The 16,684-nt window shown below is 73.0% G+C and carries 13 protein-coding genes; 2 read left to right on the top strand and 11 right to left on the bottom strand.

Translation table 11 applies throughout. The annotated features are described in order from the left end of the window. Positions 1 to 112: 112 nt before the first annotated feature. A complete protein-coding gene (locus KWI83_RS08385) occupies positions 113 to 1,273 on the bottom strand; it encodes a PP2C family protein-serine/threonine phosphatase (RefSeq protein ID WP_308121999.1) in 1,161 nt (386 codons plus the stop codon). Between the two features lie 149 nt (positions 1,274 to 1,422). On the opposite strand from KWI83_RS08385, the gene KWI83_RS08380 reads away from it, so the two are divergent. Continuing rightward, on the top strand, positions 1,423 to 1,911 hold the full coding sequence (locus tag KWI83_RS08380) for a MarR family winged helix-turn-helix transcriptional regulator (protein WP_218513654.1): 489 nt from the start codon (positions 1,423 to 1,425) through the stop codon (positions 1,909 to 1,911). Positions 1,912 to 2,211: 300 nt separating this feature from the next. Here the strand turns inward: KWI83_RS08380 and KWI83_RS08375 are convergent, their stop codons facing one another. From KWI83_RS08375 to KWI83_RS08365, 3 genes are read right to left on the bottom strand one after another with little or no spacing between them, the layout of a single operon-like run. Beyond that, the gene (locus tag KWI83_RS08375; protein WP_218513653.1) at positions 2,212 to 3,834 is read right to left on the bottom strand and encodes a bifunctional 3-(3-hydroxy-phenyl)propionate/3-hydroxycinnamic acid hydroxylase; all 1,623 of its coding nucleotides are present in this window, start codon (positions 3,832 to 3,834) and stop codon (positions 2,212 to 2,214) included. A 19-nt stretch (positions 3,835 to 3,853) separates the two neighbouring features. Then, the gene (locus KWI83_RS08370) at positions 3,854 to 4,792 is read right to left on the bottom strand and encodes a fumarylacetoacetate hydrolase family protein (protein WP_218513652.1); all 939 of its coding nucleotides are present in this window, start codon (positions 4,790 to 4,792) and stop codon (positions 3,854 to 3,856) included. Further along, positions 4,789 to 5,949, bottom strand: coding sequence for a VOC family protein (locus tag KWI83_RS08365; protein ID WP_218513651.1), 1,161 nt, complete (start codon positions 5,947 to 5,949; stop codon positions 4,789 to 4,791). Before KWI83_RS08365 ends, KWI83_RS08370 begins: the two co-directional genes overlap by 4 nt. Positions 5,950 to 6,106: 157 nt before the next feature. Between KWI83_RS08365 and KWI83_RS08360 the strand changes: the two genes are divergently transcribed. Next, positions 6,107 to 6,742, top strand: a complete 636-nt coding sequence (locus KWI83_RS08360; RefSeq protein WP_218513650.1) for a TetR/AcrR family transcriptional regulator — start codon at positions 6,107 to 6,109, stop codon at positions 6,740 to 6,742. A gap of 113 nt (positions 6,743 to 6,855) precedes the next feature. Here KWI83_RS08360 and KWI83_RS08355 read toward each other — a convergent pair whose 3' ends face one another. From KWI83_RS08355 to KWI83_RS08325, 7 genes are all read right to left on the bottom strand, one after another. Next, positions 6,856 to 7,062 carry a hypothetical protein gene (locus tag KWI83_RS08355; RefSeq protein WP_218513649.1) on the bottom strand — a complete coding sequence of 69 codons (207 nt, stop codon included), beginning with the start codon at positions 7,060 to 7,062 and terminating at the stop codon, positions 6,856 to 6,858. A gap of 108 nt (positions 7,063 to 7,170) precedes the next feature. Continuing rightward, entirely contained in the window at positions 7,171 to 7,902 is a 732-nt protein-coding gene (locus KWI83_RS08350) for a cation transporter (protein ID WP_218513648.1), read from the bottom strand. Then, entirely contained in the window at positions 7,902 to 8,237 is a 336-nt protein-coding gene (locus KWI83_RS08345) for a helix-turn-helix transcriptional regulator (protein WP_218513647.1), read from the bottom strand. Before KWI83_RS08345 ends, KWI83_RS08350 begins: the two co-directional genes overlap by 1 nt. A gap of 56 nt (positions 8,238 to 8,293) precedes the next feature. Beyond that, positions 8,294 to 9,598, bottom strand: coding sequence for a TIGR02679 family protein (locus KWI83_RS08340; RefSeq protein WP_218513646.1), 1,305 nt, complete (start codon positions 9,596 to 9,598; stop codon positions 8,294 to 8,296). After that, on the bottom strand, positions 9,595 to 13,734 hold the full coding sequence (locus KWI83_RS08335; protein WP_218513645.1) for a TIGR02680 family protein: 4,140 nt from the start codon (positions 13,732 to 13,734) through the stop codon (positions 9,595 to 9,597). Before KWI83_RS08335 ends, KWI83_RS08340 begins: the two co-directional genes overlap by 4 nt. Beyond that, positions 13,731 to 15,047 carry a TIGR02678 family protein gene (locus KWI83_RS08330; protein WP_218513644.1) on the bottom strand — a complete coding sequence of 439 codons (1,317 nt, stop codon included), beginning with the start codon at positions 15,045 to 15,047 and terminating at the stop codon, positions 13,731 to 13,733. The genes KWI83_RS08335 and KWI83_RS08330 overlap by 4 nt, the downstream gene beginning before the upstream one ends. Further along, positions 15,044 to 16,597 carry a TIGR02677 family protein gene (locus KWI83_RS08325; protein WP_218513643.1) on the bottom strand — a complete coding sequence of 518 codons (1,554 nt, stop codon included), beginning with the start codon at positions 16,595 to 16,597 and terminating at the stop codon, positions 15,044 to 15,046. Before KWI83_RS08325 ends, KWI83_RS08330 begins: the two co-directional genes overlap by 4 nt. Between the last annotated feature and the right edge of the window lie 87 nt (positions 16,598 to 16,684).

Here is a 16,684-nt window from a genome sequence, read left to right as displayed (position 1 = left end):
CGAGCGGCTCAGCTTCAGCTGTTTATTGCCGTATGACAAACATTAGCGCCGGGGATGTGGCACGAACAACACGCGATCACCATCCGTGAGGGGACCTTCGCCGTGACCCTGGTCATCTCCCGTGCCAGTCCAGACACACCACGAGGGCGTCGTCGTCCGGGACCGGCCGGCCGCGATGGCCGGTCAGCTCGCGGAGGATGGCGCGCGGGACCTCGGCTGCGGGAAGCAGGCGGGTGGACAGGATCGCCCGCGCCAGCGCGGCGTCCCCGTACACCTCCCCGCCCGGGGAGGCCACGGCGTAGACCCCGTCGCTGACGAAGACGAGCCGGTCACCGGGCTCGGCCTGGAATTCCTGCGCCACGTAGTCGGTCTCCTCGAACATGCCCAACGGAAGTTGGGCCTCGAAGGTGACACGCTCGACCTTCCCGTCGCGCAGCCGCAGCAGCTGCGGGGAACCGGCGTCCACCACGCGGGCGCGGCCGGTGGCGAGTTCGAAGTCGAACATCAGCACCGACAGATAACTGCGGCCCCGGTAACGGGCGTAGACCGCCTGGTCGGCCAGCGCGGCCTGGTCGGCGAGGGGGAGGCCGGCCCGCCGCGCGTTGCGCAGCGCGCTGATCGCCAGGTTCGTCAACAGGGAGGCCTCTATGCCCTCACCCATGCCGTTGGTGACGTACAGCATCAGCCGGTCGGCCGTCGCGGACCAGTCGAAGTTGTCCCCGAAGATCGCGTACGCGGGCTCCAGTTGGGCGCCCAGCTCGTACTCCGGGCGCGAGCAGGACCGGCCGGGCAGCAGCTGCCACTGCATCTCCGCGGCCAGCGTCAGCCGGTCCTTGCGGCGGGCCTGGAGATAGACGTCGGTGTCCCGCTCGGCCACGACCACCTCGTGCCCGAGCACCTCCGCGATCTCCGCCAACTCGCCCAGGCAGTGCTGTACGTGGTCCCCGCCGGGCAGCGTCACCGACAGCACGCCGAGCCGGTCGCCGCGCACGGTGACCGGCAGGTGCGCGCACACCACCCCGTCCCGCACGTCCTCCACGAAGGGCTCCTGGGCGCCGAACGCCCGGCCCGCGGGGCTGGTGTGCACCGACACCGGCTCCAGGGTGTGCGGTGGCACGGACACCGGCTGCAGCACGCGCAGGCCGTAGTCGGCCAGGTAGAGCTCGACGGACTCCGCCGTGTACTGCTCGGCCAGTACGCGGCGGACAGCGTCGAGCAACTCATGGGGTGCCGCCGTGCGCAACGCCCGCTCGGCGGCCACAAATCTGTTCACGATGGTCAACACCCCCATCCTCCGTCTGACGCTCGCAGGGCTCTTCACGCGACACAGCCGGTGAATTCCGTCCGCACCGCCCTTCCAGGGCATCTGTGGCCCGCTCGCGCGCCTAGTACGCTGACGGCAGTCCCAGTGCCTGCGAGAGTGTGACCGTGACTGCCTTCCGCCCCCGCCCCGAGCCGGACGAGGTCGCCGCGCGGGTGACCTCCACGGCCGCGGAGCTGCTGGAGGTCCTCTGGGGCCGGGCGTCCACCGCGCCGGTGTCCGCCTCCCAGCTGCGCGTGATGCTCATCCTCGAACACCACGAGGGCATCAACCTGCGTACCCTCGCCGACTCGCTCGCCTCCACGCCGCCCTCCACCAGCCGCCTGTGCGACCGGCTGCAGGCGGCCGGGTTCGTCGAGCGCGGCGTGAGCCCGGCGGACCGGCGGGAGGTGCGGCTGTATCTCAGCGGCCGGGGGCGTGCCTTCCTGTCCGATCTGCGCGGGCGCAGGGAACAGGAGTTGCGGTCGGTGCTGGACCGGATGCCCGCCGCCCAGCGGATCGCGCTGGTGCAGGGGCTTGAGGCGTTCTGCGACGTGGCCGCGGCGCGGATACACGACGACGACGCCGCCGCTCGCGGCCGGACCGCCTGAACCTCCCGCCATGTCGGCGACCTCCGTCCACCGGAACACATTGCAGATCCTTTCCCGTGCCCGTCGGGCACGGTTTCTTTGTAGCCGCCGTTGCGTACCGGGTACCCCGAGCGGCGACGACCTGCGCTGATGTGGTGAAGGTCTCGAAAGGACGCCCGACTGTGGGTACGGGCTTCGTCGTACGAGGTCCTGTTCGGCGCGGCGAGCAGCAGGCCCGCCGCCTGGAGTACGCCGCCGAAAGCTGCCAGTCGGCCACGCCTGCACCGCCGATCACGCGGCGGAGGTGCGGGGGCGGCGCGGTCATGGCGTGGTGCTCCTCGACGGGGGTGCGGGGGCGGGGCGGCGGGCCGTGCACAGCAGCGGCGCCCAGGCGGACGTACCGGTGAATCCGCCGCCACCTGCCGGAACGGTGCTCATCACGACGCGGTCGGGACGCAGCAGGACGGCGTCCGCCCGGCCGGTGCGCAGCCAGGCGGCGAGGGTCCCGTCGTCGATGACGGCCGTGTCCCCGGCAGTGGCGCCGTCGGGGACGTCGATGCGGACGATCCGGGCGCCGAGCGCCTGGGCGACGGCCCGGACGGCCGGGGCGGGCGGTACGGCGGACAGGACCGCGAAGGAGTCGCCGAGCACGTCGTCGAGGCGGACGCGCCCACGGTCCGTCGTCACCCACGGCTGGGGGACGAGGACGCCCGCAAGGCGGCGGCCGTGGTGCACCAGGGGGCCCCGGCCCAGGGTCGGGCTGAGGCCGTGCTCGGCGAGGTAGGAGGTGAGCGCGGGGATGCGGCAGACCGCACCGAGCGCGGTGCGGCGCAGGGCGGAGGCCCTGTCCTGTCCGCCGGTCATGGCCCAGCCCGTCGCCATCGCGAGACGGATCATGTGCCGGGCGTGCGGCTTGCGTTCGTTCTGGTAGGAGTCGAGCAGGCGGTCGTCCGCGCCCTGTTCCAGCACCCGGGCGAGCTTCCAGGAGAGGTTGTAGGCGTCTCGCAGCCCCGAACACAGGCCCTGCCCGATGAACGGCGGGGTCAGGTGCGCGGCGTCGCCGAGGAGGAAGACCCGGCCCCGGCGCCAGCGGTCGGCGACGCGTGCCCGGAAGGTGTACCGCGCCTGCCGTATCACCTCCAGGCCGTCGTCGTCGTACGGCAGCTCCACCCAGGGGGCGACCAGCTCACGCAGGTCCCCGGAGCCCGGCCCCAGCCGGAACTCCCAGCGGTAGCGGTCCTCGCCGATCCGCATGAAGGTCGCGGGCCGGGCGGGGTCGCAGACCTGGTCGACTCCTTCCCAGGTGCGTACCGGCAGGCTGGTGCGCACGTCGACGACCGTCCACGTCTCCTCGAAGCGCAGGTCCTCCCATACGGCGCCGATCGCGTCGCGGGTGAGGCTGCCCGCGCCGTCGCAGCCCAGGACGGCGTCCGCCCACAGGTGCTCCACCCCGTCCGTGGCCTGGTCGCGCAGCGTGACCCGCGCCCCTCCACCGGGCACGTCCGGTTCGACGGCGACGACCTCCACTCCGCCCCGCAGCTCGCACTCGGGGCGGCGGGCCAGCTCGCGCCGGAGCAGCCGTTCCAGTTCGGGCTGGTCGAAGAGGGTGGTCTGCGGAAAGCCGTGGTGGCCGTGCGGGTCGTCGCGCCGGAACTCGGCCATCACCCGGTGCCGGGCATCCAGCAGCCGTAGGCCGCCCGCGGGCCGGGCGATGGCGGTGAACTCCTCGTGGACGCCGACGGCCTGGAGGATCCGGCGGACCTCGTCGTCCATGGCCACGGCGCGCGGCAGCGGGTACACGTCCCGGTGCCGCTCCAGCAGGATGCTGCGCACCCCGCGGCGGGCGAGCAGGAGGGCGGCGGTGACACCGACCGGGCCCGCCCCGACGACGACCACCGGCGCGGTCCGGGCCGCTCTGCCCGGATCGGCCTGATGCGATTTCATGCGCGGCTCACTTCTTGCGTTACTCGGCGTCCGCCACGGCGGTGCGCTGCTCGCCGAGGTCGATCCGCCCGTCCGGGGTGGCGATGGTGGCGGTGATGAGGTCGCCCGCCCGGAGGTAGTGCGGGTTGCGGGCCTGGCTCTTGAAGAACGCCTTCCACTTCACCGCGGGCGGCAGCAGCGCGCCGATCTTCTCCACCGGCTTGGGCGGGGCCTTGAGGGCCGTACCGCCGGGGGTGCCGGTCAGGAGCAGGTCGCCCGGGTCGAGGGTCTGGAAGCGGGCCAGCAGGGTCAGCGCCTCGGCGGGACGGACGATCATGTCGGCCAGGGTGCGGTCCTGGCGCAGGTCGCCGTTGACACTCAGCTTCAGCCGCAGGTTCAGCAGATGGGCGAAGTCCTCCTGCTCCAGCAGGGCGAGGTACGGCCCGGTGGGTGTGAAGCTCGGGTACGACTTGCTCTCGTAGAACTGTGTCTTGGTCAGCTGTACGTCGCGGGCGCTGACGTCGTTGGTGATGACCAGCCCGGCGACGTACGAGGGCAGGTCCGGCTCCGTGACGACGGTACCGAGCGGCAGCGGCGCCCCCATGACGAGGCCGAGTTCGATCTCGTAGTCCAGGAACTTCACGTGGGAGGGCCGCACGACGGTGTCGGCCGGGCCGCTGACCGAGCCGGACGCCTTGCGGAAGAAGGTGGGCGGGATCTCGCCGGTGAAGCCCGAGTCGCGGGCGTGGCTGCGGTAGTTGACCATCTGGGCGACCACACGGCAGGGGGTGGTGACCGGGGACAGCGCCACCAGGTCGGCGACGGGCGTGCCGGTCGCGGCGCTCGCGGCGGCCTCGCGGACCGCGCCCCGTTCGGCGATCAGCTCGGCCGTGGTGGCCGCCTTGGTCTCGATACGGGTGGCACGGTGGCCGCGGACGACCCACCAGCCGTCGGCTGTGCGCAGGACGTTGGTGCTCATGAGTTCATCGCCTTCCACAGGCCCAGCAGACGCGCCGGGTCGAGTTCGTTGTCGCCGCGCAGGGCGTGCAGCACCTCGCGGACCTTCGCGGGAGAGGGGTTCGTGCCGAGGAAGTCACGGGTGACCGGCGGTCCCCATTGGGCGAGCCCGCTCGCGGACATGGGCGCCCACCCGGCCTCGACGTCGCACGAGAACAGGTCGCCGTCGGCGAAGTGCTCCAGCATGAAGTGGTCCGGGTCGCGCCAGTAGTCGAACAGCTGGCTGCCCTGGATGTGCCGACCGACGCCCCAACTGCGCCGGTAGCCGCGCTCGTTGAGGTATTCGCCGCCGGTGGCGATCGCGTCGAGGTCGGTGACCTGGTAGGCGGAGTGGACGTAGCCGGTGCCGGGACCGAGGTGCATGGCCAGCGTGTGGTGGTCGGCGGGCACGCTCCCCAGATCACAGCGGACGAACGCCATCGTCGGGCCCCGGTCGCGCTGCCCGTCCAGGAACAGGAAGTCCGACACGATCATGCCGAGGGTGTCCAGGTACCAGTCCAGGGCGCGGGCGAACACCCGCGTCTCCAGCACCACGTGCCCCAGCCGCTGGATGCGCGACGGCTCACGCGGCGGACGCTGGGGGGCGTTCGTACGGCGGTGCTCGGTGCCGAAGTTGAGGAGCAGCGGCTGCTGTTCGGGCAGGGCGGGCAGCTGCTCGGCACAGTGCACGACCCGCACCGGGAAGCCCGAGGGGTCCAGCAGGTCGACGGCCTTGCCGCCGCCGGGCACGTGCGCGTCCCGTACGGCGGAGCCGGTGGCGCGGGCCAGCCGGTCCAGGTCGGCCCGCTCGGCGGCGCGGAAGGCCGGGCCGATGAACCGGGACGTGCGCCCCTTGCGGATCACCGTGCAGGGAGTGCCGGCGAAGGTGCCGCGCAGCCACAGCTCCCGCTCGGTGCGGGCGGCGGTCTGGAAGCCGAAGTCGCGGGCGAAGACCTCGGCCCGGTCCAGGTCCGGCTTCTCGAACTCCAGCCAGGCCAGATCGGCCACCTTGATCACCGGGTTGCGGGAGCGCCCGGGGTGCTCGCCGCGCTGGGCGCCCTGCTCGCTGTGCAGGTCCTGGTGGGGCGTCCTGACGTCGGTCGTCGTGCTGGGGGGGTGGATGCTGTGGGGGTCAGGCATGGCGCCCTCCGTGGCTCGTGCGGCAGGGCGTGGCGTCCCCGATCGGCGACCCTGCTACTTGAGGAAATCATCAAGTCTGACTCGATCCACGTCAACGACCTCAGCCAAGGTTTCTGACGAATCCATCAGTATTGGTGGTCGTGGTTAGACTCGCCCCATGCCGACGTCAGCCCCGCCCAGCAACCGGTTCGAACGCCGCCGCGCCGCGACGCGGCAGGCACTCATCCGTGCGGCCCGGCAGATCCTGGCCGAGTCCGGCGACACCGGCGCGAGCATCCAGGCGATCGCGGACCGGGCGGACGTCGGCTTCGGCTCCTTCTACAACCACTTCGAGTCCAAGACCGCCCTCTTCGACGCGGCGGTGCTCGACGCCCTCGACGAGTACGGCCGGGCGATCGACGAACGTCTGGAAGGCATCGACGACCCGGCCGAGCGGGTCGCGTTCGGCGTGCGGCTCAGCGCCGGGATGGCCGAGACCCACCCGGAGATCATGCGGATCCTGTGCCACCGCGGCCTCGGGCACATCCACTCCGACCGCGGCCTGTCCCCCCGCGCCCTGGGTGACCTCAAGACGGGAGCAGCCTCCGGCCGCTTCACCGTCACCGACCCCGAGATCGCCCTCTCCGCACTGGGCGGCAGCCTGCTGGCCCTGCTGGATCTGCGCCTCACCCGGCCGGACGCCGACAGCGACGCGGCCGCCCGGGGCATGGCGGAGCTGGTGCTGCGCATGCTGGGGGTCCCCCTGGACGAGGCCCGGGAGATCGCCGAGCGCCCCCTCCCCGCGAGCGACTGACGCGATCGGGCCACCAGGAGGCGGAACCGGACGGTCCGGACAGGCCCCGGGCACCCGGGTCGCCGGGGGCGACGGCGCCGAATGCGCGCGCACAGCCCGACGTCGGCCGCGCGTCACGCCCGGTACAGGACGAGCGCGCTCCACGCCCAGCCGGTCGTCACATCGGCTTGCCCGGTCAGCACCCGTCGGCCTGCCCGGTCGTCACGCATCGGCTTGCCCGGTCGCCACGCGTCGGCCTGCCCGGTCAGCACCCGTCGCCTTGCCCGATCAGCACCCGTCGCCTTGCCCGGTCGCCACGCGTCGCCCTGCCCGATCAGCACCCGTCGCCTTGCCCGGTCGCCACGCGTCGCCCTGCCCGATCAGCACCCGTCGCCTTGCCCGGTCGCCACGCGTCGCCCTGCCCGATCAGCACCCGTCGCCTTGCCCGATCAGCACCCGTCGGCCTGCCCGGTCGGCCCGCAGCAGGAGCAGCCGGGGGTGCAGCCGCACCTGTCCTGCGGCCCCTTGGCGAGGGCGTCGGCGGGCATCGCGCAGCAGGCGTCGCCGCGCCACGCGTCGCGGCCCTCCTTGACCGCGACGGCCGCGATCACCAGGGCGGCGATCGGGTCGGCCCAGGACCAGCCGAGCAGGGAGTTGGCGAGCAGGCCGACGAGGAGGACGCCGGACAGGTAGGTGCACAGCAGGGTCTGCTTGGAGTCGGCCACGGCCGAGGCGGAGCCCAGTTCACGGCCCGCGTGGCGCTGGGCGGCGGACAGGAAGGGCATGACCGCGAGGGAGAGGGCGGCCAGCACGATGCCCGGCATGGAGTGTTCGGCTTCGCCGGTGCCGGTCAGGGCGCGCAGGGAGCCGACCGTGACGTAGGCGGCCAGGACGAAGAAGGAGACCGCGATGATGCGCAGCGTCCTCTTCTCACGTGCCTCACGTACGGCGTGGTCGGTGGCGGAGAACTGCCAGGCGACGGCCGCCGCGGAGGAGACCTCGATGACGGAGTCCAGGCCGAAGCCGATCAGGGCGGTGGAGGAGGCGAGGGTCCCCGCGGTGAGGGCGACGATCGCCTCGATGACGTTGTAGGTGATGGTGGCGGCGACCAGCAGGCGTATGCGGCGCGTCAGCCGGGCGCGGCGGGCCGGGGACGGGCCGAGGGACATCTGCAGGGTCATCAGCAGCAGCCCTTCTCCTCGGCGTCCGGGCAGACCCGGTCGGCCTCGACGGCGAGGACCGCGCCGCGCAGATCGTCGAGGGCGTGACCGAGGCGGGGGTCCGCGAGCTCGTAGCGCACGCGCCGACCTTCGGGGACGGCGACGACGATGCCGCAGTCGCGCAGGCAGGCCAGGTGGTTCGACAGCCGGGTGCGGGAGATCTCCAGTTGCTCGGCGAGGTCGGCGGGGTGGGCCGGGGCCTTGCTCAGTTCGAGGAGGATGCGGCAGCGGATCGGATCGGCGAGCGCACGACCGAAGCGGGCCAGGGCGTCGATGTCGGAGGCGAGGGACAGCATGAGTCGAGGATACAGAGGAACGTGAATTCACGAAAGCCTGGATCGTCGGCCTCAGGTCAGGAACGCTTCGCCGCGGGCTCCAGATCGCCACATGACGAGTCATCGGACCGAATCGCTTCAGCCAGGTCTGCCAACAGGACGTCGGCCACCAGTTCCTCGACCACGGCGATGCCGTGTTCGGTCATGGCTGGGGTCAGTTCAGGGTCCCAAGGTGCCTCGGTGAGGCGGCCGGGCTGAGGGCCGTTCGGTGTGCGGGCGACCGCGGCACGGTAGTCCGCCGCCGTCATGCGCCAGGGGCGGGCCGGTGTCTTGTCCAGGAGATACGCGGCGATCCGGACACCTTCACCATCGAAGTCGCCGTGGTAGCGGAGGGTGGCGCCCCGGTCCGCGAGGAGGCGCAGGAGGTGGATGGCCGCGCTGTTGGGCCAGCCGGATGTGCACACGAGCGGCGGACAGTCCGGGCCGAAGCGGCGTACGGCGAGAGCCAAGATGCTGGGGTTCTCCACGGCGTGTACCACCGGTGCGGGGTCGGCGGCGAGGGCGAACTCGTTCGGGGCCCGCAGTTGGGCGAGGGTCAGGCTGGCGGCCTGTCCGGCTTCGGCACAGACACGGGCCACACGGGCGAGCGGGCCGTCGCCGGCCGGGCGCAGTCCACCGACGAGAACGGTGGCGGACAGGTCGTCGTCGGCGACACCCGCGCGAGTCCACAGGGCGCGCCGGTCCGCCGCGGACTGCGGCGGGGCGGTGTCGTAAAGGGTCGCCAGGGCACGCAGGACGTGGCTGGACAGAGGGGTGCCGTCGTCGAGTGCGTGCGAATGGCCGTTGAGGACTCGGGCGGCGAAGACCGGCAGTGGCTCCGCCTGGGCGGGCAGCTCCGCGAGCACCGTCAGCGCGTCGGTGAGCAGGGATCGGGTGCGTTCCGGTGAGCCGCCGACCAGGCCGGCGGCTCGGCAGGAAGCAGCCCAGTCGGAGAGCGCGGGCTGAGCCCGCACGGTGTCGTGGTCGGCCAGCCAGGTCCACAGCTCGGCGCGTTCGCCTTCCTGACGGCGCCGTTCGCCCGCGCGGTCGCCGAGAGGGCCGACGAGTTCGGTGACGGTTTCGCGTACCGTACGGCCGGACAGTTCGGTGACGGCGTCCTCCAGGCGGGCCAGGGGGACGAAGGGGCGAGGGTCCGGCAGACGATCGAGGCCGAGGAGGTCGGCGAGGGCTTCGCGCTGGGCGTCGTCGAGCGGTCCGAGACGCACCCGTGTGACGGGGCGGCCGGAGGAGAGGCGGTCGTGGACCGTGTGCCAGAGCGGGCGGAGTTCGGGACGGCGCAGGGTGCGTTCGCCCGGGGCCGGTTCCGGGTGGGTGTGGGTCATCCAGTCTCCAGGTCGGTGCCGTTCCAGACGAAGCGGGCGCTGGTGACCGCGTCGTCGTCCCCGTCGGTGAGGAGTTGGTGGACGGCGATGCCGGGCAGTTCGCCGTAGGTGCACCACTCGTGGTCGGAGGTGACCATGAGGTCCAGGTCGAGTGCGGTGAGCAGCGCGAAGACCTGCCCACGGTTGACGGTGTCGACGCCGACGAAGACCTCGTCCAGCAGGATCGGCCGGGGTGCCAGGGGCACAGCCTCGTAGTGGGAGGCGACGGCGGCGAACAGCGGCAGATGCAGAGCGATGGCCTTCTCCCCGCCGGAGAGCGCGCCGTGCAGTTTCTTGGTCAGCGGCTGCCAGCCGGTCCCGTTCGCCCGGTCGAGGCGTACGGTGAAGCGGTGCCAGGCGGTGTAGTCGAGCACCTCGCCGAGCTGTTCCTCCCAGCTCGCGGCCGTGTCGCTGCCCTTGGCCTCCTCGATACGGGCGCGGAAGAAGGCGTGCAGGGCCTCCCGGTCGGACTCGGTGACCCGGCCGGGGTCCTTCAGCAGCATCTGACGGGCGGTGCGGGTGCTGTCCGGAAGGTCCGGACGGACGTCCCAGACGAGTTGGACGGCGACGTTGGAGGCGGTGCGGACCCGCTCCAGGTGTCCGTTCATGCGGTCGACGAGCTCACCGGCCTGACGGATGCGCGCCGCGAGGTGGCGGCGGATGTCGCCGGTGAGGATCTGGTCGAAGAGGCGCCGCTCGGCGGTCGTGATGTCGTCCCGGCTGCGGTCGCGCTCCTGGGTGAGCGTGGTGAGCAGGCCCGTCGCCCCCACGCGTACGCCGTCCAGGGTGGCGGTGAAGAGCTGGACGTCGTCGTCCGGTTCCAGGTCGAGGTCGGCGCGGGCGCCGAGGCGCTGGCGGGCCTCGTGGACCGCTTCGGAGAGACGGGTCGCGGCGTCGCCCAGGTTGCGTGGGGCGTGCGGGACGCTCGGCCACTTCGCCGCTGTGGCGCGGGCGGCCTCCAGGGTGGCCTTGGTGCCGTCACCGGCGTCGAGTTCCGGTGTGATGCCGGCGTCCTCGGCCAGCCCGGCCAGGCACAGGTGCCGGAACCGATGTGCCGCGGCGTCCCGGGTCGCGACGGCCTGTTCCCGTCGTTCGGCGTCCTGGCCGCTGGTGGCCCGCAGTTCTCCGATGCGTCCTTCCAGGCGCAGCAGGAGATCGGCCGCCCGGCCGGCCTCCTCACGGCAGCGACGCAGCTCGGCGCGCGCCTCGGCGACGCGTGCGACGATCTGTCGGTAGTCCTCGCCGACGGTGGCTTCCACCGCCTCCAGGCGCGCCTTCAGCCCCGCCGCCTCCGCTTCGGCGGCGGCCGCGTCCTCGGCCTGTTCCTCGGCGGTCCGGCGGGACCGGTCTGCCTGCGCGGCCCTCTGGTGGGCCCGGTCGGCGGCGGCGGTCGCGGCGAGGCGGGCGTCCACCCAGCTGTCGGCGGTGTCCCGGAACCTGTCGATGGCGGCGGAGAGTTCACGCAACCGGTCGCGGTCGGTGGGCAGCCCGTGTTCCGCGGCCCGGCGGTCGAGCGTGCGCAGGGCGCCCGCCACCTCGCTCTCGCGCCGCGCCAGATGCCCGGCGGCGTCGCGCACGGCGTCGTCCCGGGCCGCCGCCCTTTCCTCGGCGCGGTCCCAGTCACGCCGCCGGGCGTCGAGTTCCCGGTGGTCGGGGCGGGCGGCGCGGTCGGCGTCCAGCCGGGCGCGGCGAGCGGCGAGGCCGTGCAGCTGGTCGTCGAGCGTGGCGAGGGCTGCGTTCGTCCCGCTGATGCGGTCGCTCAGTTCGCCGATCCTGCGCTGCCGGGCCCGCTGCCGCGCGAGGGCGCCGATGTGGGCCGGTTCCTGCTTGCTCCAGGTCCCGGTGGCGAGCGCGAGACGCCAGGCGCCGTCTGCGGAGACGGCCGCGGGGTGCCCGCCGGGCAGAGTCGAGCCGTACGCGATGCCGGCGAGGATGCGGGTCACGGTGTCGGCCGGGACGGGGATGTCCTCCTCGGGCCTCAGCACCTCCAGCAGGCTGGGCCCCGGGGCAGTCACGGCCAGGGCCGCCTCGGCACGGGTGTCGTGACCCGGCAGCGTGATCCCGTCGTAGGGACTGACCCAGGCGTCCAGGAGGCCAGACGCCTCCAGTGCGGCCTCGACCGCGGCCTGAACGGAGAGCGGCACACCTTCGCGGAAAGCGACCAGCCGCCACAGGGGTGCTCCGGCCGTCGCCGTGCGGACGGTGGTGCGGGTGGGTGGGGGCACAGGCGGCAGGTCGGTTTCACCGCTCAGCCGTCGTACCTCCTCCTCGAGTCGGCTCCGCTCGTCCCGCAGGCCCTGACGTGCGGCTCGGGTGGTGGCCTCCGCCGTGGCGATCTCCTGTTCCAGCGGACGCGCGGCGGCTTCGGTCAGGGCCGCCACCTCGGCATCGGCCGCTGCTGCGGCCACCAGTTCCTCGGAGTCGGTGATGCGCAGTTCCGTGCAGTCCTCGGCCCAGGCGAGCAGCCGTTCCGCCTGCGCTGCGAGGGCGTCGTCCCAGGCGCCGGCCGCCTCGTCCCGCCGGGCGATCGCCTCCGCGAGTCGGGTGCGGGCCTCGTCCAGCAGTTCCTCGGCGGCGGCCCGAGCGCGTACCGCGCGATCGTGCTCGTCGATCGCCTCGCTGACGAGGGTGACCTGCTGCCGCCGGGCGGTGGCCGCGCCGCGCAGCAGCCGACGGGCTTGTCGCGCCCCGTTCTCGGCCGTCGGGCGCGGGGCGCCGCAGCCTTGGTCGCGCCCCGTGCTGTCGGGGAAGGCCACCGCAGGATCCGCGTCGAGGGTCGTCCTCACCTCGTGGTGGATGGACTCCAGCCCTGCTGCCCGGGCCGACCTGTGTGCTTCTCCTGCGGTTTCGCGCGCGTGCTCGTCGAGTGTGCGGGCCTGGCCCGCCGCCTCATCGGCGTGCCGCCGGTCCTTCTCGGACTGGGCCTGAGCGGCCTGGGCAGCGGCTCGCTGCCGCCCGGCGGCGGTTGTCACGTCTTCGGTGCGACGGCGGAGCCGGTCGAGTTCCTCGCCCTGCTTGTACGCGTCACTCTCACGCAGGCCCTCGATCGTCTCCTCCAGGGCGTGTGCGCGCAGCTCCTGTTCCTCGCGTCGGCGCTGAGCCGACTCGCGCTCCGCCAGCGCCTGTTCGAGCTCCTCGGCGCTCTGGCGGGCAACGCGGGTCAGGTTGTCCATCTCGGTGGTCGCCGAGATCAGCGCGGCGGAAGCGGCACGCAGGACCCTTCGTGCGTAGGCGCGCTGCCGGGATGCGACGGTCTCGGCCGCCGTCACCTCGTCGTCGAGCCGCTTGAGGTGTTCACGCTGGCGGTCCAGCCGCTCGAAGCCCTCGGCGAGTTCGGCGATCTCTCCCTCGCCCAGCGGGGGCAGGGCGCGGGACAGCAGGGTGGAGAGCAGAGACGGGTCGAGCCGTTCGGACAGTTTGGGCTGGCGCAGCTGGAGCAGGGCGGACAGCAGCGACTCGTAACGCTGCTCCCCCATGCCGGCGAAGAGTTCACGCCGTACGGCGGTGCGGTAGTCGGTGGCCGAGGCGTGGACGTCGCCGCGGTTGCGCAGGGCTTCGGCGAGGGCGGCCCGGGTCAGTGGCTGTCCCGCCTCGTTGACGAGGAGCACACCGTCGGGGTGGGCGATTCTGGAGCCGGTGGTGAAGTAGTCGGCGTGCACCGCGCTGGTGTGCACGCTCGCCTGCAGGCGCGCCCCGCAGCCGAACCACCGCTCGGTGCCGTCGTCGCCGACGCGGCGGAACTCCATCCACACGTACCCGACGCGGGTCTTGCCGGAGGCGCCCTCGCCCAGCAGGTTCCAGTGCATGGTGCGTTCCGAACCGCCGAACGTGGACAGGCGGTTGGGGCGGAGGCTGGCGTCGAAGAGGAACGGCAGCAGCAGTTCCAGGGCCTTGGACTTGCCCGAGCCGTTCTGGCCGCGCAGCAGCAGGCGGCCCTGGTGGAAGGTGAAGGTCTCGTCGTAGTAGCGCCAGACGTTGAGGATGCCCGCGCGGTGCGGCTGCCAGCGGCTGCGGGCGGCATCCGCCGCCTGTGCCGATGCCCCGGCCTGCTCGGTGGGCTCCGGCCGCCGCGGGAGGGGAAGCTCCGTCACACTCACTGCTGCTCTCCTTCTGCGGCAGCGTCGCCCGAGGCCATGACGCGCACCGTCGGCTTGTTCTCCGGCCCCGACCGCGTCGTCTCCGTCAGGCGGTAGCGGTACGCGGCCGGGCACGCGACGACACGCCCCCCGGCCCGGCGGGCCAGGCCGACGTCACGCAGTACGCGTACGGCGTCGCCGGACAGCCGGGCCGCGCCGTCCTCGGACTGATAGGCCTTGGCCCAGCGCGGGAAGCGGCGCAGCAGATCCGCTCCGGCCTCGGCGAGCTGCTCGGGCAGCAGCCCGGCGGGCGCGGCGCACAGCGGCTCCAGGAGGAGCAACGCGGCGACCCGCGCGGTGGACGTGTCGTCGGGGAAGCGGACATCGGTGGCGATCCCGTCCGGGTCCACGAGCAGGAAGCCCTCTGCTCGCTCCTCCAGGAGGAAGCCGGCCTGCTCGACCGAGCGGCGCAGGATCTGGCGTCCGGTCAGGGAGGTGACGTACGCGAGTTCGTCGTCGGTGAGGTCCGTCCGGTACAGCACGGGGTCGTCGAAGAGGCGGCGCAGCACCGAGTGGCGCAGCCTCAGGTTGCGTTGGGCATCCGTGGCGGCGGTCTCGCTGGGTGCCTCGTCCGCCGTCCCGTCGACGACCACGCCGCCGTAGCGACGCTCTCGCACAAGACCCGTGAGGAGTTCCCCGAACCGCGCGGGCACCTCGTCCGGGGGCACGGCGAGCCGGGAGGCGCCGACGGGCGCGGCGGGCAGCCGCATCAGCAGCGTGGTGTCCACGCGGTAGAGGACCTTCGCCTCCGCGGACTCGACGTACGCCTCAGTCGTCCCGTCCACCGCACGCAGTACGTCGTACGACTCCAGCAGCTTCAGGACGTCGACGAACGCCATCCGCTCCGGCCGGTGGACCGGGTCGAACGCGGCCAGCGCCCGGTCGGCCGCAGTGGCCTGCACGACACGGTCGGCGAGCATGCCGATGGTCGTCATCGGCATCGACAGCAGCTCGGCCGCGGTCACGCACAGCAGCACGTAACGCCGGCGGTCGAACGGGGCCCGGCCGAAGCGCGCCCTGCGGGCCGGCCGGGAGCCGTCCGGGTCGGCACGGACCTTGGTGAGGCGGGCGTAGCCGCGGCGGGGTTCCACCACCAGGCTCCAGCCGCAGGTGTAGTCGAACCACTGGGCCAGCGGCTCGCGACGGCGGCGTACCAGTTCGAAGCCGGCCGGGTCGGCGGCCTCGGTCAGCAGGGGTCGGGCCAGCAGGAGACGGATGGCACGGGCGACCTCCTCCCGCTCCGCCGCTGCGAGTTGGTTGGCGAGGGTACTCATCCGGCTGCCTCCTGCTGCGCGGTGCGGAAGGCGGGAAAGGCGCTCCTTCCGCCCGCCGCCGTAATGCGCACGACGTAGTCGGGTCCGGCCAGTGCGCCCTTCGTCGTGCGCAGTAGGGCGGTGCGCTCGTCGGGAGGCGGAGACAGCGCGATCTCCACCCGGCCGTCCCCCGTCATGGCACGCCGCAGGCCGCCCGCCTCCGGCTGGGCGGACAGGGCCCGGCCCAGCAGGTCGAGCAGCCGGTCGAAGGCGGCGGGATCCAGCGCGCCGAAGGAGGACAGGCGCACGGGGCCGTCCGTTTCCAACACCTGCCAGGCGCGGGCGAGTTCCGCTCGCTCCGCGCGGGCCCGCTCCGCGCGCTCGGCCCTGACCGCCGCGACGTCCCGCACCCTGGCCGTGCGCGTGAAGCGCTCTGTCCGGCCGCTGGTCCGCAGCAGCGCCGACACCTCCACGGGCGGGGCCTCGGACCAGGAATGGGACGACGGGATCAACTCCGGGTCGGGGTGGGCGAGGTGAGCGTGGCGCGCCGGGCCGAGGCCGAAGGCCGCCGACCACAACCGGTGCAGATCCTCCTCCGCGGGGGCCGCGGCGAACCAGCGCGCCAGCTCCCGGAAGTCCTGCACCGCGCTGGAGGAGCGGCGCCGTGACTCGTTGATCCGCTCCAGGACCTGCAGGAGCGAGACGATGGCCCGCCGGGCGATGTCGTGCAGCTGCTCGATCCGGGGCCGTGCCCCGTCGTCCGGCAGGAACCACGCCCGCAGACCCGCCCAGCGCGCCCGCCTGCTCTCCAGCCAGCCGGCCGCGGGATCCTCACCGGCCACCGGCGGCAGCTCGGCCCCGCGCAGGGCCCGCTCGCGCAGCACGGCGGTCCCCCGTTCCTCGACCCGGGCCACAGCGGCGGCGACCGTCTGCCCGCGCCGGTCGAGGTTGACCAGGAACTCCTGCAGATACGCGACGGTCGCGGCCTTGACCTCGCGGAACACCTCCAGATCCGCGCCCTCGGCGCGCAGGAGGCGTTGCAGTTCGCCGTTGAACGCCTTGGTGTTCTCCACCAGGGCCTCCAGATGCCCCTCCAGCTCCCGCAGCGTGCTGAAGATCCGCCGATCGGCCGAGGCGGGCTCATCGGAGAGCAGGCACAGCTCGTCCAGCCGGTCTGCGATCGCCTCCAGCACGGCCGTCTGCAACGCGCCCGTGGAGGCGAGAACCTCAAGCGCGTGCCGCACTCCGGCGAGAGCGGCCTCGCCCTTGCGAGTCAGCGAGTACTGCAGGTTGCGCCGCTCGTATTCCTCGGCCGTGCGGTAGTTCTCCGCGTGGTTGTGCACCACGTCCAGGAGCTCCCACTGCACAAGCTTCCTGAGCGCTTCATGCAGTTCCTCGTCCTCGACCGCCGCCGCCCAGCCCACCCCGCGCAGCCGCTCGCGCACCGCGTCGAGCCCCAGCGCCGTCTCCAGGTGCTCGCCGGCCACACCGAAGGCGTCCAGCACCGCCCCGTACAGATCGGACCTCTCCACCGTCGTGAACCGGAACATCTCCGGTGGAACCCTGCGCACGCCCGTCGGCCTCCTCCCCACCGCCTCGGCGGCATCCGGATCCCCACCGTAGAGGGCGGGACCGACGTTCAGGGGCGAGTCCGGGCA

The sequence above is a fragment of the Streptomyces sp. TRM70350 genome (assembly GCF_019219825.1).
Taxonomy (GTDB): domain Bacteria; phylum Actinomycetota; class Actinomycetes; order Streptomycetales; family Streptomycetaceae; genus Streptomyces.
The sequence above is the reverse complement of the archived record's forward strand: the minus strand, read 5'-3'. Positions and strand labels throughout refer to the sequence as shown.

What these genes read in the sequence shown, in the direction of transcription:
- KWI83_RS08375 (WP_218513653.1), bottom strand. Translation starts at nt 3,834, where the DNA reads ATGAAATCGCATCAGGCCGATCCGGGCAGAGCGGCCCGGACCGCGCCG.
- KWI83_RS08370 (WP_218513652.1), bottom strand. Translation starts at nt 4,792, where the DNA reads ATGAGCACCAACGTCCTGCGCACAGCCGACGGCTGGTGGGTCGTCCGC.
- KWI83_RS08365 (WP_218513651.1), bottom strand. Translation starts at nt 5,949, where the DNA reads ATGCCTGACCCCCACAGCATCCACCCCCCCAGCACGACGACCGACGTC.
- KWI83_RS08360 (WP_218513650.1), top strand. Translation starts at nt 6,107, where the DNA reads ATGCCGACGTCAGCCCCGCCCAGCAACCGGTTCGAACGCCGCCGCGCC.
- KWI83_RS08350 (WP_218513648.1), bottom strand. Translation starts at nt 7,902, where the DNA reads ATGACCCTGCAGATGTCCCTCGGCCCGTCCCCGGCCCGCCGCGCCCGG.
- KWI83_RS08345 (WP_218513647.1), bottom strand. Translation starts at nt 8,237, where the DNA reads ATGCTGTCCCTCGCCTCCGACATCGACGCCCTGGCCCGCTTCGGTCGT.
- KWI83_RS08340 (WP_218513646.1), bottom strand. Translation starts at nt 9,598, where the DNA reads ATGACCCACACCCACCCGGAACCGGCCCCGGGCGAACGCACCCTGCGC.
- KWI83_RS08330 (WP_218513644.1), bottom strand. Translation starts at nt 15,047, where the DNA reads ATGAGTACCCTCGCCAACCAACTCGCAGCGGCGGAGCGGGAGGAGGTC.